Annotated in this window: 18 protein-coding genes; 14 read left to right on the top strand and 4 right to left on the bottom strand. The window is 64.8% G+C overall.

Translation table 11 applies throughout. The features are described 5' to 3' along the window. Positions 1–55: 55 nt before the first annotated feature. From D0Z70_RS12470 to ribH, 7 genes are all read left to right on the top strand, one after another. Complete coding sequence (locus D0Z70_RS12470; RefSeq protein ID WP_119746883.1) at positions 56–1,321, top strand: DUF445 domain-containing protein; 1,266 nt, start codon at positions 56–58, stop codon at positions 1,319–1,321. Between the two features lie 117 nt (positions 1,322–1,438). Beyond that, complete coding sequence (locus tag D0Z70_RS12475) at positions 1,439–2,161, top strand: energy transducer TonB (protein ID WP_119746886.1); 723 nt, start codon at positions 1,439–1,441, stop codon at positions 2,159–2,161. A gap of 176 nt (positions 2,162–2,337) precedes the next feature. Then, a complete protein-coding gene (locus tag D0Z70_RS12480; protein WP_119746888.1) occupies positions 2,338–2,808 on the top strand; it encodes a hypothetical protein in 471 nt (156 codons plus the stop codon). A 35-nt stretch (positions 2,809–2,843) separates the two neighbouring features. Then, positions 2,844–3,797 carry a bifunctional diaminohydroxyphosphoribosylaminopyrimidine deaminase/5-amino-6-(5-phosphoribosylamino)uracil reductase RibD gene (gene ribD / locus D0Z70_RS12485; protein WP_119746890.1) on the top strand — a complete coding sequence of 318 codons (954 nt, stop codon included), beginning with the start codon at positions 2,844–2,846 and terminating at the stop codon, positions 3,795–3,797. 134 nt (positions 3,798–3,931) lie between these two features. Next, positions 3,932–4,546, top strand: coding sequence for a riboflavin synthase (locus tag D0Z70_RS12490; protein WP_119746892.1), 615 nt, complete (start codon positions 3,932–3,934; stop codon positions 4,544–4,546). Between the two features lie 72 nt (positions 4,547–4,618). Next, a complete protein-coding gene (gene ribB / locus D0Z70_RS12495; protein WP_119746894.1) occupies positions 4,619–5,899 on the top strand; it encodes a 3,4-dihydroxy-2-butanone-4-phosphate synthase in 1,281 nt (426 codons plus the stop codon). Positions 5,900–5,909: 10 nt separating this feature from the next. Beyond that, positions 5,910–6,332, top strand: a complete 423-nt coding sequence (gene ribH, locus D0Z70_RS12500; RefSeq protein WP_017184317.1) for a 6,7-dimethyl-8-ribityllumazine synthase — start codon at positions 5,910–5,912, stop codon at positions 6,330–6,332. A gap of 164 nt (positions 6,333–6,496) precedes the next feature. On the opposite strand, the gene D0Z70_RS12505 is transcribed toward ribH, so the two are convergent. Next, entirely contained in the window at positions 6,497–7,591 is a 1,095-nt protein-coding gene (locus D0Z70_RS12505; RefSeq protein ID WP_119747117.1) for an alkene reductase, read from the bottom strand. Positions 7,592–7,723: 132 nt separating this feature from the next. On the opposite strand from D0Z70_RS12505, the gene D0Z70_RS12510 reads away from it, so the two are divergent. The 6 genes from D0Z70_RS12510 (at position 7,724) to ssb (ending at position 12,701) form a co-directional block, all read left to right on the top strand. Further along, positions 7,724–8,542 (top strand): DMT family transporter, encoded by an 819-nt coding sequence (locus D0Z70_RS12510; protein ID WP_420820380.1) that lies wholly within the window; start codon positions 7,724–7,726, stop codon positions 8,540–8,542. A gap of 9 nt (positions 8,543–8,551) precedes the next feature. Continuing rightward, positions 8,552–9,214 carry a COQ9 family protein gene (locus tag D0Z70_RS12515; RefSeq protein WP_119746898.1) on the top strand — a complete coding sequence of 221 codons (663 nt, stop codon included), beginning with the start codon at positions 8,552–8,554 and terminating at the stop codon, positions 9,212–9,214. A gap of 89 nt (positions 9,215–9,303) precedes the next feature. Then, positions 9,304–9,558, top strand: a complete 255-nt coding sequence (locus tag D0Z70_RS12520; RefSeq protein WP_119746900.1) for a FeoA family protein — start codon at positions 9,304–9,306, stop codon at positions 9,556–9,558. Then, the gene (gene feoB, locus D0Z70_RS12525) at positions 9,555–11,417 is read left to right on the top strand and encodes a ferrous iron transporter B (RefSeq protein WP_119746902.1); all 1,863 of its coding nucleotides are present in this window, start codon (positions 9,555–9,557) and stop codon (positions 11,415–11,417) included. The genes D0Z70_RS12520 and feoB overlap by 4 nt, the downstream gene beginning before the upstream one ends. Positions 11,418–11,491: 74 nt before the next feature. Further along, entirely contained in the window at positions 11,492–12,064 is a 573-nt protein-coding gene (locus tag D0Z70_RS12530) for a LysE family translocator (protein ID WP_119746904.1), read from the top strand. Between the two features lie 73 nt (positions 12,065–12,137). Beyond that, entirely contained in the window at positions 12,138–12,701 is a 564-nt protein-coding gene (gene ssb, locus D0Z70_RS12535; RefSeq protein WP_119746906.1) for a single-stranded DNA-binding protein, read from the top strand. A 51-nt stretch (positions 12,702–12,752) separates the two neighbouring features. Here ssb and D0Z70_RS12540 read toward each other — a convergent pair whose 3' ends face one another. From D0Z70_RS12540 to D0Z70_RS12550, 3 genes are all read right to left on the bottom strand, one after another. Beyond that, positions 12,753–13,631, bottom strand: a complete 879-nt coding sequence (locus D0Z70_RS12540; protein ID WP_119746908.1) for a UTP--glucose-1-phosphate uridylyltransferase — start codon at positions 13,629–13,631, stop codon at positions 12,753–12,755. A gap of 99 nt (positions 13,632–13,730) precedes the next feature. Beyond that, positions 13,731–14,174 carry a hypothetical protein gene (locus D0Z70_RS12545; RefSeq protein ID WP_182913953.1) on the bottom strand — a complete coding sequence of 148 codons (444 nt, stop codon included), beginning with the start codon at positions 14,172–14,174 and terminating at the stop codon, positions 13,731–13,733. 161 nt (positions 14,175–14,335) lie between these two features. Continuing rightward, a complete protein-coding gene (locus D0Z70_RS12550; protein ID WP_119746910.1) occupies positions 14,336–14,509 on the bottom strand; it encodes a DUF1674 domain-containing protein in 174 nt (57 codons plus the stop codon). A 140-nt stretch (positions 14,510–14,649) separates the two neighbouring features. Between D0Z70_RS12550 and D0Z70_RS12555 the strand changes: the two genes are divergently transcribed. Further along, positions 14,650–15,939, top strand: coding sequence for an RsmB/NOP family class I SAM-dependent RNA methyltransferase (locus D0Z70_RS12555; protein WP_119746912.1), 1,290 nt, complete (start codon positions 14,650–14,652; stop codon positions 15,937–15,939). The last annotated feature ends 17 nt before the right edge of the window (positions 15,940–15,956 follow it).

The following is a 15,956-nucleotide window of genomic DNA, read 5'->3' on the forward strand; positions in this document are numbered from 1 at the left end:
GACGGCAAAACAACGCTTTGCCTGAACGAAAGGGCGGCGTAACCGTTGGGGAGCCATGAAGTTGCTCCGCGTCCCCCGGTCGATCGGCGAAAGCCAGCCCAATCCTGCGCGACGGATGCGGTTGCTGGCGACGGGCATGTTGCTGGCGATGGCGGCGCTGTTCGTCGCTGCGCGCAGCACCGCGCATCTGCACCCGGCCATCGGCTTCGTGCAGGCCTTTGCCGAGGCGGCGATGGTCGGTGGGCTGGCTGACTGGTTCGCTGTCACCGCTTTGTTCCGCCATCCGCTGGGCCTGCCTATCCCACATACCGCGATCATCCCGCGCAACAAGGATCGGATCGGCGAGACGCTGGCCATCTTCCTGCGCGACAATTTCCTGACGCCTGCCGTCGTCGCCCGGCGGATGCGCGGCATGGATGTCGCCGCCGCTGCGGGTCGTTTCCTCGCCAGTCCGTCGGCGGGCGACGGACGGTTGCGTGAGGGCGCGTCGCGGCTGATCGCCGATATGCTGGAGGCGCTGGACCAGGAACGGCTGGGCGGCATGGTGAAGGGCGCGATCGGCCAGCGGCTGCGCGGCATCAACATCGGCCCGCTGGTGGGGCAGGCGATCGAAGCAGCGATGCGCGACGGGCGCCATGCCCCGGTGATGGACGGCATCATCCACTGGGCCGACCACACGCTGGAGGCGAATGATCATCTCATTCGCCAGATGGTGCATGACAAGGCGGGCAAGGTGCTGCGCTGGACGGGTCTGGACGAAAATCTGGCCAATGCGATCATCGACGGGCTGCGCAAGATGCTGGCGGAAATGGCCGCCGATCCGGGTCACAGCCTGCGGCTGAAGGCCGAGGAGGGGATGGCGAAGCTGGCCTTCGATCTCCAGTTCGACATTGAGATGCAGGCGAAGGCAGCCCAAATCCGCGACGAGATTCTCGACAATCCGGCGATGCAGCGCTGGATCGACGGATTGTGGGAACAGGCTCGCAGCGGGTTGCTGCGCGCGGTGCGCGATCCGGGCAAGGCGATGGCCGGGCGACTGGGCGAGGCGCTGCGCCAGCTGGGTGGCACGTTGCAGGAGGACGCGCGGCTGCGCCATGTCATCAACCGCTTCGTGCGGCGCGCGGCGGTGGGGGCGACCGCCACCTATGGCGATGCGATCGTCCGGCTGGTCAGCGACACGGTGCGCGGCTGGGACGCGGGCACCATCACCAATCGGCTTGAGGGCGCGGTTGGCCGCGACCTGCAATATATCCGCATCAATGGCACGCTGGTCGGCGGGTTGGTGGGGCTGATCATCCATGCCATCGACACGCTGTTCTGAGCAGCGAAAGCATAGCATCTACGCGACCTGAAAAATGATGTTGCAACATATCATAGAAATATGATGTAACATGTCATGCACCGTCCAACAGCGGACGGGCAGGAGAGGAGTCGGGCAATGCGGATGAGCATGATGCAGGCAGCGATCGGGCATGGGAGAATAGCAGGTGCAGGCGAGAGGCCAGTGCCGTCGGGCTATCGCAGCGGCAACGGATCACCGGTCGGCATTGGTGGGGCCATCGCCGTCCATGCGCTGGTGATCGGGGCGTGGCTGTTGATCCCCAAAGAGGTGATCGACACGGTTTTCACACCACCGCCGTTTGAAACCTATCCGGTGGAAGCCGACAAGACACCCCCGCCTGAACCTGTCGAGCCGACCATCGAGAAACCGATCAAGACTCGCCCGACCGAGCAGCGACCCACTGCTACGGACCCGATTGTGCCGGGCGCGCAGGGCGATCCCGTCCTGACCGGTGGCACCGGGGCGGGGGACGGGATTGATCCTGGCCCCACCATCATCCAGCCGCCTGCCGATCCGCCCCGCACGCCAGTGTTGGTTGATGCCGGTATCGATCCGCGCGCGTTGTTGCAGTTTCAGCCCGATTATCCCGGCGCGATGATCCGTCAGGGACTGGAAGGGGCGGTGACGGTACGGGTGACGATCAACGCGGAAGGGCGCGTCACCGACATTGCAAGAATTTCGGCGACCGACGAGAGTTTCTGGATCGCCACCCAGCGCCACGCCCTGCGCAAATGGCGCTTCCGCCCCGCCACGCGCGATGGCGTACCAGTGGCGACGACGAAACCGCTGACGGTGCGCTTTACACTGACGGACCGGTGACGCCATTCCTCCCCTTTAAGGGGAGGGGGACCGTTCGCGAAGCGAATGGTGGAGGGGTGTCACCCTATCGATAGGGTGACACCCCTCCGTCAGGGCTGCGCCCTGCTACCTCCCCTGCAAGGGGAGGATAGTTCACGCGCATCACCCCTTTTGCATCCGGCCGCGGCCTGCACTATATGGGCGACATGGCGATTTTTCCCCGTCCCGTTTCCCCCAAGAGCGCGCTTGGCGATCTGTGGGGCTATTTCCGCCAGCCGCGCCAGCATAAATGGCCGCTGCTGGGGGTTTCCATGGCGTTCACCTGGGTGATCGTGTGGACCTTCATCACCGACGCCAACACGAACACCATGCCGACGCGCAACAAGATCATCTATTTCCAGAGCTGGGACGCGAATCGCAGCGATGCGGCGATCATCCTGCAACAGAAGATGGATCTGGCCCGGCGCGACGCCATATTGCAAAAAAATCAGGTGGAGATGCAGAAGATCGCCGATGCGTTCGGCATCGACTGGCGCAAGGATGAGGCGCGCAATACCGCCCGGCGCAAGGAAGCGGTCAAGCAGATCAACGCCATGCTCGACCAGCGGCTGGTGAAGGCGGAGGCTGAGAGCAAGCCGGTCGCGCAACCGGAAGTCGCCAAGCCCTGAGCCAGGCGTCGACGCTTGCCGCCGACCGGCGTTTCATGGCTGCGGCCATCGCGCTGTCGGGGCGCGGGCGCGGGCTTTCTACCCCCAATCCCAATGTCGGCTGCCTGATCGTCAAGGACGGCCATGTCGTCGGGAGTGGCTGGACGCAGAAGGGTGGCCGCCCCCATGCCGAGGCGCAGGCGCTGGGGCAGGCGATGGAGCAGGCCCGTGGGGCGACGGCCTATGTGACGCTGGAGCCCTGCTTTCATCTGTCGCCGCGTGGGCCGCGCTGTGCCGACCTGATGGCGCGCGCCGGGGTGGCGCGGGTGGTGATCGCGTTGCGCGATCCTGATCCGCGCACCGACGGGCAGGGCGCGGCCTGGCTGCGCGAACGCGGCATCACGGTCGAGATGGGACTGCTGGCCGACGAAGCCGCGCGCGCCATGGCGGGCTTCGTGCTGCGCCAGACGCGCGGGCGGCCGCATGTGACGCTGAAACTCGGCCTCTCGCTTGATGGACGGATTGCGCTGGCGGACGGCTCTAGCCGCTGGATCACCGGGCCGGATGCGCGCGCCCATGCCCATGTCGAACGCGCGCGGCATGACGCGATACTGGTGGGCGGCGGTACGCTGCGCGCCGATGCGCCGGGGCTGGACGTGCGACTGGCTGGGCTGGAGGATCGCTCGCCGCGCCGGATATTGCTCAGCCGGAGCGATGCGCCCGCCGGCTGGGAACGGATCGGCGCGCCCGACGAGATTGCCGCGCTCGACCGGGTCGATCATCTGCTGGTGGAGGGGGGCGCGGAAACGGCAGCCGCCTTCCTGCGCGCGGGGCTGGTCGACCGATTGCTGCTTTATCGCGCGCCGATCATCATCGGCGCGGGGCTGGCGGGGATCGGCGACATTGGTCTCATGGATCTGGCTCATGCGCATGACCGCTGGCGGTTGACCGACGAGCGACGGCTGGGGGTCGATCGTCTGGAGGTTTACGAGGCGGTGCCGAGCGCTTAGAGGAACGACCAACTCATCCCGTTCGGGCTGAGCGAAGTCGAAGCCCTCGCCTGAGCGCAAGCGAAGGCACCTCACTGCGTTCGGCGCAGCCCTTCGACTTCGCTCAGGGCGAACGGACAATTGGATTTCGACCTATGTTCACTGGCATCATCACCGACATCGGCACCATCCGCCAGGCGGAGCAGCGCGGCGACCTGCGGCTGGTGATCGGCAGCGCCTATGACATGGCGTCGGTCGCGATCGGCGCGTCGATCGCCTGTTCGGGGGCGTGCCTGACCGTGGTGGAAAAGGGCGCGGACTGGTTTGCGGTCGATCTGTCGGCGGAAACCGTCGCGCGCACCGCGCCGGGCCTGTGGGCGCAGGGCGGCCGGCTCAATCTGGAACGCGCGCTCAAGGTCGGCGATGAGCTGGGCGGGCATATTGTCACCGGTCATGTCGATGGCGTCGGCCATCTGGTGTCCGCCACGCCGCAAGGCGATTCGACCCGGCTGGTCATTGCCGCGCCTGCCGCGCTGGCCGCAGCGCTTGCGGCCAAAGGGTCGATCACGCTGGACGGGATTTCGCTGACCGTGAACAGCGTCGAGGATCAGCCCGATGGCAGCGTATATTTCGGCCTGAACATCATCCCGCACACTGCCGCGGAAACGACGCTGGACGCGCTGCCGCAGGGGCGGGCTTTCAATCTGGAGATTGATGTGCTGGCGCGCTATCTCGATCGGATGATGAGTGTTCGTGCCCACACAATGTGATTATCTCTTGAAATAATCACATTGTAGTGTGATACATGACCCATCCCGGCGATCGGGAAGGAGTCGTTCGTCATGTCCTCTGCCCTTGTTGATACCGTCCGCAGCCTCGTCACCGATGGCGGCATGTCGCGATCCGGCCTTGCCCGTGCGGCGGGTCTGCACGCCAATTCGCTGCGCAAGCTGGGAGAGGGCGACTGGAACCCGACCGCCGACACGCTGGGCAAGCTGGAAGCCTATCTGCTCAAGCGCGAGGGCGGCACGGCGCTCGCCTCTCCCGAAGAAATCATCAACGAAGCCCGCAACGGCCGCATGTTCATCCTGGTCGATGATGAAGATCGCGAGAATGAGGGCGATTTGGTGATCCCGGCGCAGATGGCGACCCCCGATGCGATCAATTTCATGGCCACCCATGGCCGCGGCCTGATCTGCCTGGCGCTGACCAAGGACCGGGTCGATGAACTGGGCCTCAGCCTCATGAGCCGCAACAATGGCACCCGGCATGAAACCGCCTTCACCGTGTCGATCGAGGCGCGCGAGGGCGTGACCACCGGGATCAGCGCGGCTGACCGCGCCCGCACCATCTCCGTCGCGATCGACGGGTCTAAGGGCAAGGCGGATATCGTGACGCCCGGCCATGTCTTTCCGCTGGTGGCCAAGGATGGCGGCGTGCTGGTGCGCACCGGCCATACCGAAGCGGCAGTGGACGTCGCGCGACTGGCGGGGCTCAACCCGTCGGGCGTCATCTGTGAAGTCATGAAAGATGATGGCACGATGGCGCGGCTCGATGACCTCATCCCCTTTGCTGCCAAGCACAAGATGAAGATCGGCACGATCCGCGACCTGATCGCCTATCGCCGCCGCCACGACCATATCGTCCAACGCCGCGCCGAAACCGTGTTTCAGAGCCAGTGGGGTGGGGACTGGAAGGCGATAAGCTTTTACAACAAGGCGACCCAGACCGAGCAGTTGGTTATGCAAAAGGGTAATGTCGATCCCGACAAGCCGACACTGGTGCGGATGCATCAGTTCGCGCCGCTGAGCGACACGTTCGGCAAACAGGGGCCGCGCGCCGGTATGCTCGCGCGATGCATGGAAATGATCGGTGAGGAGGGCGCGGGCATCCTTGTCGTCCTGCGCGGCGACGAACCCGATATGCTGACCCGGATGCTGCAACATCATGCCGGGATTGAGCAGGGCGACATGGACGAACTGCGCAATTATGGCGCGGGCGCACAGATATTGTCGGAACTCGGCGTGCATGACATGGTGCTGCTGACCAACAGCCATCACAGCCTGATCGCGCTTGACGGTTATGACCTGGCCGTGGTTGGGCAGCGTCCGATCGAGCTGTAAAGGATTTATCATGGCCAAGTTCCTGATCGTCGAAGCGCGTTTCTACGACCATCTCAACGACCTGCTGATCGAGGGCGCGAAAGCCGCGCTCGATGACGCCGGGCATAAATATGAGGTGGTGACCGTGCCGGGCGCACTGGAAATCCCTGGCGCGATCGCGCTGGCGGCGGAAAGCGGCCGCTATGACGGTTTCATCGCCATCGGCGTGGTGATCCGCGGCGAAACCTATCATTTCGAAGTCGTGTCGAACGAAAGCGCGCGCGGCCTGATGGCGCTCAGCATGGATGCGATCGCGATCGGTAACGGCATTTTGACGGTCGAAAATGAAGCGCAGGCGCTGACCCGCGCGAAGCGCACCGAAAAAGACAAGGGCGGCGAAGCGGCCAAAGCGGCCATCGCCATGCTGGCCCTGCGTGAACGGTTCGGGGCGTAAAAAAGAGAATTCCCCCCTGCAAGGGGAGGATTGTAAGTAGAGCGCCGGAAAATTCGTAAAGCACCCGTCATTCCCGCGCAGGCGGGAACCCATGTTTCGTTACGCAGCTGGATTGGCGGCGGCTCATTGGATCCCCGCTTTCGCGGGGATGACGGGTAATGTGGTTACGCCGTGGCGCTTTGTTCGGCCAGCGCCGGATAGTCAGTATAACCCAACTCACCCGGACTATACCAGGTCTCCATGCCCTTGATCGGGTTGAGCGGCGCATCGCTGCTCAGTCGTTGCACCAGGTCGGGATTGGCCATGAAGGGGCGGCCAAAACTGATCGCATCGGCCAGCCCACTGTCCAGGTCGGCCTGCGCCCGGTCCTTGTCATAGTCGCTGTTCAGGATCAGCGGACCCTTGAAATGCTGGCGGATCAGTGGCGATTGGCGCGGCACGTCGGTTTTGCCGAACGAGCCGTCCGGTCCCGGGTTGCGCAGTTCGAGCGAGGCGATGCCGATCGCGTTCAGCACTTCCGCCGCATGGGCAAACAGCGGCCCAGGGTTGCTGTCATTCACGCCCTGCGCATCGCCATTGGGCGACAGGCGCACCGACACCTTGTCCGCGCCGATCGCATCGGCCACCGCCTGTGTGACTTCAGCCAACAACCGCACACGGTTTTCGATGCTGCCGCCATATTGGTCGGTGCGGAAATTGGCATTGTCGCGCAGGAACTGGTCGATCAGATAGCCATTGGCAGCGTGGATTTGCACCCCGTCAAACCCGGCGCGGATCGCATTGCGCGCGGCGGTGACATAGGTCTCGATCAGGCCGGGAATTTCGTCCGTCGCCAACGGACGCGCCGTTTCAAACGGTTTCTTGCCCTCATAAGTGTGCGCGTCGCCTGCGGTTGCTGTTGCGCTGGACGATACCGGCTGCTCGCCGGTCACGCTCGAATGGACCTGTCGCCCCATATGCCACAGCTGGACGATGATCCGCCCGCCTGCCTCATGCACGGCCTGCGTCACCGGCGTCCAGGCAGCGACCTGCTCGTCCGACCAGATGCCAGGCGCATAGGGCCAGCCCAGCCCCTGGCGCGAAATGCCTGTGGCTTCGGTGATGATCAGGCCCGCGCCCGCGCGTTGGCGATAATAATCCGCCATGATCGGGGTCGGCACATGATCGCGTGTGGCACGGCCACGTGTCAGCGGTGCCATGATGACACGGTTGGAGGCGGTGATGGTGCCGATCTGGAGAGGGTCGAACAGCTTGGACATGGGATCTACCTTGATAAACATTGCGAAATGCAACGGGACTTGGCGAAAAAAGCCAGCTAGGGAGCCGCCATGGCGAGTTCAACCCCGATTGCCCGTGCGGATATGCCCAAATTGGCATTTCCTGCCCTCATATTGGCAAATCTCATCCTGCCGGTTGGCCCGGTGCTGGTGCGGCTGGCCGATGTCGGGCCGGTCGCAGCGGCCTTCTGGCGACTGACGCTGGCCCTGCCTTTCCTCATCCTGCTGGCGCTGCCGGGGCTGCGCCGCACCGCGCCGACGATCCGCGAATGGGGCGCGCTGGTCTGGTCCGGGCTGTTTTTCGCGGGGGATCTGGCCGCCTGGCATATCGGTATCCTCTACACTAAAGTCACCAACGCCACCATATTCGGCAATATGAGCGGGCTGATGCTGCCGATCTGGGGGCTGGTCGTGCTGCGCCAGCGTCCCAAGCGGATGCAGGCGATCGCGCTCACTCTGGCGGCGGCGGGCGCGGCGGTGATGATGGGGGGCAGCTATAACCTATCGCCCCGCTACCTTCACGGCGACCTGCTCTGCCTGCTCGCGGGTGCCCTCTACACCGGCTATCTCTTGATCGTGCAGGGAGTGCGCGGCCGGCTCGACAGCTGGTCGGTGCTGGCGATCTCCAGCGTCGTCAGCGCGCCGCCGCTGCTGCTCTGCGCGCTGTGGCTGGGTGAGCGGATCATGCCGGGCGACTGGACCCCGCTGGTGCTGCTGGCGCTGACCAGCCAGTTGATCGGGCAGGGGCTGCTCACCTATGCGATCGGTTGGTTCACCCCGCTGGTGCTGGGGTTGAGCCTGCTCCTGCAACCCGCTGTCTCGGCCGTGCTGGGCTGGATGCTGTTTGGCGAATGGTTGAGCGTCACCGACATGATAGGGACGATGGCGGTTGCCGCCGCGCTGGTGCTTGTGCGGCTGCCCTCGCGTGCCTAGATTGGTGCCATGAGCGACATTGCCGACATGACCCTCGACGAAATCCGCGCCCTGCTGGCACCCGTGATGGCGCGCCATGCCGCCTTTGATGGCTGGCGCAAGGAAGCCGTCGCGATGGCGGCGGCGGAAAAGGGTGTCGATCCCGACATAGCCGCGCTCGCCTTTGCCGATGGGCCGGTCGACATGATCGACGCCTGGTTTGCCAGCATCGATGCGCGGATGCGGGACGTTCTGCCGACCGAAACGCTCGATACGCTGTCGATCCGGCGCAGGATCATCGCGCTGGTGGAGGCGCGGCTCGACCTGCTAGCGCCCGACCGCGAAGCGCTGCGCCGCGCCATCGCCATCCTCGCCATGCCGACCAATGCGGCTCGCGCGACCCGGTTGGGCTGGCGCGCGGCCGATGTCATGTGGCGTGCGGCAGGCGACAATGCCACCGACCTTGCCCATTATACCAAGCGGATGACGCTGGCCGGTGTCTATGCCGCGACCCTGCTGGTGTTCGTGGACGACGAGAGTGAGGTCCATGCGGACAGCCGCGCCTTTCTCGCCCGGCGGATCGAAGGCGTCATGCGGTTCGAGAAGCTCAAGGCGCAGGTCAAGGGCGTCGGCGGCGGCGAACGGCTCAGCCTGGCGCGTTTCATCGGGCGGCTGCGCTACCCGGCGATATGATCTGCCGTGCCGGACGCTATTTCCTTCTGGTCTTTCCTAATCGGTATTGATAGTCACTCGCAGCGATTGCCCTGTGAGTATCTGTCCCCGTGCGCCTGACCGAATTGCCCCTGCGCCAGCCTGCCTTTGTTGACCTGATCGACTGGTCCGTCCTGTCCCCGTCGGAAGGGCAGCGGCTGCGCGAATTTGGCCTGTGCGAAGGGGCGAGTGTCGAGGCGCTGCACCATGGTGGCCTGTGGGGCAAGGGGCCGATCGCCTGCAAGGTGGGCCGCATGACCATCGCCATGCGCCGCAATCACGCCGCCGCCGTGACCGTCCGCACCGGACCGGACGCCGCGCCATGAGCGTGCTGCCGCTTGTCGCGCTGGTCGGCAATCCCAATGCTGGCAAGAGCGCGCTGTTCAACGCGCTGACCGGCGCACGGCAGAAGCTGGGCAATTATCCTGGCGTCACGGTGGAGCGCAAGGCGGGGCGGCTGGCGCTGGCCGACGGTCGCCCGGTCGAACTGGTCGATCTGCCCGGCACCTACAGCCTCAACGCCGCCAGCCCCGATGAACTGGTGACGCGCGACGTCGTGATGGGCAGGCAGGCGGGCGAAAGACGGCCCGATGCGTTGGTGATCGTCGTCGATGCCTCCAATCTCGACAATCATCTGCGATTCGCGCTGGAACTGATCGCGCTCGGCCTGCCGACGATCGTGGCGCTCAACATGGTCGACCTTGCTACCCGCGACGGGCTGGAACTTGACGCCGCCGTGCTGGCGCGCGAACTGGGCGTGCCGGTGATCGCAACGGTGGCGGTGCGCAAGCGCGGGCTTGACCATCTGCGCGAAGAATTGGGCGGCCTGTTGGGCAGCGCCGCGCCGGAGGCCAAAGCCCTGCCGCCGGAACGCGATTTCGATGTGGTGCGCGGGGAAGCGCGGCGTATTGCCCGCGCCGCGATCGTGCGCGAAACCCCTTCGCGCCGCCTGACCGCCGCCGTCGATCGGGTGGCGTTGCATCCCGTGTTCGGGTTGCTGCTGCTGCTTGGCTTGCTGTTCGTCATGTTTCAGGCGGTCTATGCCTGGTCCGAAGCGCCGATCGCCATGATCGAGGGGCTGGCCGAAGCCGCCGCTACCGCTACTCGCGATGCGCTGCCCGACGGGATGCTGCGATCCTTCCTGGTCGATGGCGTCATCAATGGCGTGGGGTCAGTGGTGGTGTTCCTGCCGCAAATCCTCATCCTCTTCTTCTTCATCCTGATGCTGGAGGCGACCGGCTATATGGTCCGCGCCGCCTTCCTGATGGATGGCATCATGGCGAAGGTCGGCCTGTCGGGCCGCGCCTTCATTCCTTTGCTCTCCTCCTTCGCCTGCGCCATTCCCGGCATCATGGCGACGCGCACGATCGCCGATCCTAAGGACCGGCTGACCACCATCCTCATCGCGCCGCTGATGACCTGTTCGGCGCGGCTGCCGGTCTATGCCGTCATCATTGGCGCCTTCATCCCGGCGCGCGATGTGCTGCCGGGCGTGGGGTTGCAGGGCTTCGTCCTCTTCTGCCTCTATGTCGCGGGTATCATCGGCGCGATGCTGGTGGCGCTGATCCTGCGCATGACCGTGACCAAGGGCGCAAGTGGCGGTTTCCTGATGGAAATGCCCAAATATCAATGGCCCCGGCCGCAGGACATATTGCTTGGCCTGTGGCAGCGCGCGATCATTTTCCTCAAGCGCGCCGGTACGATCATCTTCACCTCCACCGTGATCCTGTGGGTGCTGCTGTCCTATCCCAAGCCACCGGAAGGCAGCGCCATCAGCCAGGTCGATTATTCGATTGCGGGGCGGATAGCGGGTGGTCTCAACGTCATATTGGAGCCGATCGGCTTCAACCGCGATATTTCGCTGGCGTTGATCCCGGCGATGGCGGCGCGCGAAGTCGCCGTGTCGGCGCTGGCCACCGTCTATTCGATCGACGCTGGCGATGACGAGGCGCTGCTGGAACGCAGCCTTGGCGACCGGTTGAAAGACCAGTGGCCGCTGCCCACCGCGCTGGCCTTCCTCGCCTGGTTCATCTTCGCGCCCCAGTGCATCTCGACCATCGCGGTGACGCGGCGCGAAACCAATGGCTGGAAATGGCCCTTGTTCATGCTCGGCTATCTGTTCGTGCTGGCCTATGTCGCGGCGGGCATAACTTTCTGGACCGCGACGGCATTGGGTCTTAGCTGAATTTGCGGCGGATCAAGGTAGGCGCTGCCATGACCGACTAAGCCGGCCGGATAGTCCTTCCTTGGAAACCGGATATGGCCACCGCGCCCTTTCTCATTGCGATCTGGGCCTTGCTGCTGACGCCCGGCCCGACCAATACGCTGATGGCGCTGGCCGGGGCGCAAGGCGGGTGGCGGTCCACACTGCGGCTGGTCCCGGCGGAACTGGCAGCCTATCTGCTGATGGGGCTGCCGGCCGCGTTGATCGGTGCCGATGCCATGGCCCAGTGGCCCGACCTGGCGCGCATCCTGAAATTCGGCGCGGCCTTGTGGATATTCTATCTCGCCATCATCCTGTGGCGGATGCCATCCGGCCGGGTCGCGGCGCAGCCGGTCGGCATCGCCCGACTGTTCATCACGACCCTGCTCAATCCCAAGGGGCTTGTGGTCGGGCTGGTCCTGTTGCCATCGCCGCGTGACCCGCAGTTTGGCCCGCATCTGATGCTGTTCGGCGCATCGGTGATTCTGGCCGCGAGCCTATGGGCAGGGTTGGGCGCGCGGGCGGGGCGGGGCGAAAGTGGTGGTGATGCACGCTGGCTGCGCCATATCGCCGGGTCATGGCTGGCGCTGTTATCGGGCGGTCTGCTACTGGGAGCCATGACGCATTGAGCCGTTCCCCATGTCGCCGCTGGATTTGCCGCCGCGCGTCGCTATAAAGGCCCGCTAATCTCTCGGAGGAATCATGGCAGGCTCGGTCAACAAGGTCATTCTGGTCGGCAATCTGGGGGCCGACCCGGAGGTCAAGAGCTTCCAGAACGGCGGCAAAATCTGCAATTTGCGCATCGCCACGTCCGAAAGCTGGAAGGATCGCAATACGGGCGAAAAGAAGGAGCGCACCGAATGGCACACGGTTGTCATCGGCGGCGAAGGGCTGGTCGGTGTTGCCGAGCGTTTCCTGCGCAAAGGCTCCAAAATCTATATCGAAGGTCAGCTGCGCACCCGCAAATGGCAGGACCAGAGCGGCAATGACCGCTATTCGACCGAAGTCATGGTGCAGGGTCCAGGCGCGGTCCTGACCATGCTGGACGGCGCGCCCGGTGGCGGTGGTCAGGGCGGCGGTCGCTCGCAGCAGGGCGTCAGCGACTGGGGCGCATCGTCGGGCGGCTATGATGATTTTGGCGGCGGCAATAGCGGCGGCGGCTTTGGCGGCGGCCGTTCATCGGGCGGCGGCGCATCGAGCGGCGGCCGCGGCAGCGCAGGCAGCCCCAATTTCGATAATGATCTGGATGACGAAGTGCCGTTCTGATCGGCATGATGCGTTCTAAAAAAGGGGCGGTGGAAACCGCCCCTTTTTTTATCAGCCGCGCGCCAGTTCTTCCATCACAAACGCCCGGATATGGTCGCGCAGGTCGTCCCGCTCCAGCGCCAGCGCCAGATTGGCTTCGACATAGCCGGCCTTTGACCCGCAATCGAACCGGCGGCCATCGAAGGTGACGCCGTGGAAAGGCTGCTTCCCGATCAATGCGGCCATAGCATCCGTCAGCTGGATTTCGCCGCCTGCACCTTTTTCTTGGCGCTCCAATATCTTCATGACCTCAGGCTGGAGGATATAGCGCCCCGGCAGGATCAGGTTGGACGGCGCGGTCCCGGCGGCGGGCTTTTCGACCAGCCCCTTCACCTCCGTCAACACGCCATTGCGGACGCCCGGATCGATCACGCCATAGCTTGGCGTCTGCTCCATCGGGATTTCCAGCGCGCACACCAGATTCCCGCCGACCTTCTCATAGGCGTCGACCATCTGCTTCATGCAGCCATGGCCCGGCGCGCCCTTCAAAAACTCGTCGGGCAGCAGGATCGCAAACGGTTCGTCGCCGATAATGTCGCGCGCGCACCAGATCGCATGGCCCAGGCCCAGCGATTCCTGTTGGCGCAGGAATACCGCATCGCCCGGTGCCAGCCTTGTGCCTTCCAGCGCCGACAGATCCTTGCCGCGGTAGCGCTGCAACGTCTCGCATTCAAAGGCGATGTCGAAATAATCCTCGATCGCGCCCTTGCCGCGCCCGGTGACGAAGATCATCTGCTCGATGCCCGCCTCGCGCGCTTCATCCACCGCATATTGGATCAGCGGGCGGTCGACGATGGGCAGCAATTCCTTGGGCACCGCCTTGGTCGCGGGCAGAAAACGAGTGCCCAGGCCCGCGACGGGAAAAATAGCTTTGCGAATCGGCTTGGTCAAATCGGCGTCCCTTTACCCCTGTTGCCGCAATCCCGAACGGTTTGGCGGCGCAATGAAAAAGGTCAAGCGCGTCGAACGATGGGATGTTCCGGCAGATGACTATACCGCAAGCAGACGGTTTGCGACCGTTTCCAGATCGCCTATTTCGCTGTTCAGTTGCTCAAATGTGACAAATTGATGGATATTGCGTTGATCGCGGCAAATAAATCCGCCCGGCTGGGGCTGATGAAAGCCCTGGATGATCAGCGCGCGAAAGCGGTCGATCCGCTGGATGTCGCGTTCGATCGCCGCGATTTCGGTCAGCGCGCTGGCGTTGCGTCGGTCGCGCATCGCCACCATCGTGCGCAATTCGGTCATCAGCTTGGCCATGGACGGCCGGGTGCGCGCGCCAACGGTGCGAATATCGCCCATCTTCTCGCGCATCAGCCCGATCTTGGTTTCCAGGCTCTGTTCCAGCATTGTCCAGGCACACACCAGCCGCCCGACCGCGCACAGCAACGCCGCATCCTCCGGCGCATAATCCGACACCGTTTTTATACTCATATCCGCAACCAGATGTACGCCCACGCCCCATTCTCCTTATTGCCCCCTGTCCTGCGCAGGCGGGGACGGATAGGCCAGAGCGGCGCGCACCATCGCTCGCGGCGGTGGCACGGCATATCGGAAAACGTGCAATATAGGCGGCGAGCCGAAAGCGTTACCTCTCAGAAATCAATCGCTAAACCCTTGCGCTCCCAATCGCCGTAGCGAACCGGGCTGAGCTCTTCCAAAGACTGCGGCGGGCTGTCGATCGGGTCCGGTTGCGGCACGGGCGGGCTTTTGGAAAGATGAGCGGGCGGCTGCACATGCGCGGGGCGCTTGCCATTATAATGTCCCATAAAGCCGCCTTTCGATTGCGGAGCGCCGCAGCGACGCCCCTGTCCTCAAGCCGCCATTTGGGCGGCAACAGCCCCAAGCGCAAGGGTATGTAGGGGCGGCACGCTTTCTTATCCCTGCAAAATGGCCTAGGCGCGGGCGCATGGCTCAATCTCCCCGCCCCGCTGACGTCCCCGGCCTGCCTGCGCGTCGTTCCGCCCTCAAATTGCTCGACGCCGTGCTGCGGCGTGGCGATCCGCTTGAAATCGCGCTGCATGGTGCCTGTCAGGGTCTGGCCGATCGCGCCGATCGGGCGCTGGTCCATGCCATCGCCGCCGAAGTGCTGCGCCATTTGCCCGATCTCGATGCGCTGATTGACGGCGCGACCCGGCTGCCGCTGCCCGACGATGCCAAGGCGCGCATGGTGCTGCGCATCGCGCTGGTGCAGGTGCTGGTGCTGGGCACCGCGCCCCACGCCGCCATCGCCACTGCGCTGCCGCTGGTCGATGGCGGGCCGCGCAAGCTGGTCCATGGCGTGTTCGGCACGGTGACGCGCAGCGCGCCGGTGCTGCCCGTGCCGCCGACTTTGCCCGCCGCCGTCGCCGACCGCTGGACCGCCCAATGGGGGGCAACGATGGTAGAGGCCGCCGCGCGCGCCTATGCCATCCGCCCGCCCGTGGACGTCAGCCTGCGCGATCCTGCCGCCACCGCTGACTGGGCGACACAGTTGGGCGGCGTCAGCCTGGCACCGGGCCATGTCCGCCTGCCCGATGGCGCGAATATCCCAGATCTGCCGGGCTTTGCCGATGGCGCGTGGTGGGTGCAGGATGTCGCCGCATCCTGCCCCGCGCGCCTGCTGGGGGCAGGGGAGGGCCGCCATGTGCTCGACCTGTGCGCCGCGCCTGGTGGCAAGACGATGCAACTGGCCGCCGCCGGATGGCGCGTCACCGCGATCGACCAGTCGAAAAAGAGGCTGGAGCGGCTGACCGAAAATCTGACCCGCACCGGCCTGCCCGCGGACGTCGTGCAGGCGGACCTGCGCCAGTGGCAACCGGACGAGCCCGTCGATGCGATCCTGCTCGACGCGCCCTGCACCGCGACCGGCATTTATCGCCGCCATCCCGACGTGCTGCACCGCATCGGCCCGCGCCAGATTGCCGAGCTGGCGGAGCTGCAAGGCGAATTGCTCGCCCGTGCTGCCGACTGGCTGAAACCGGGCGGCGTGCTGCTCTACGCCACCTGTTCGCTGGAACAGGCCGAGGGCGAGGACCAGATCGCCCGCTTCCTTAGCCAGCGCACGGACTTCGCGCTTGTCCCGGCGCAGGTCGATGAATTACCCGACGGCATGGCCCCCACGCCGCGGGGCTGGCTGCGCACCCTGCCCGACACATTGGCGGACCAGGGCGGCGCGGACGGATTTTTCATCGCGCGTCTTGCCAAGGCAGCAAACTAAGCCTTAACCATGAAGCA

This window comes from Sphingobium terrigena (assembly GCF_003591655.1).
Classification (GTDB): domain Bacteria; phylum Pseudomonadota; class Alphaproteobacteria; order Sphingomonadales; family Sphingomonadaceae; genus Sphingobium; species Sphingobium terrigena.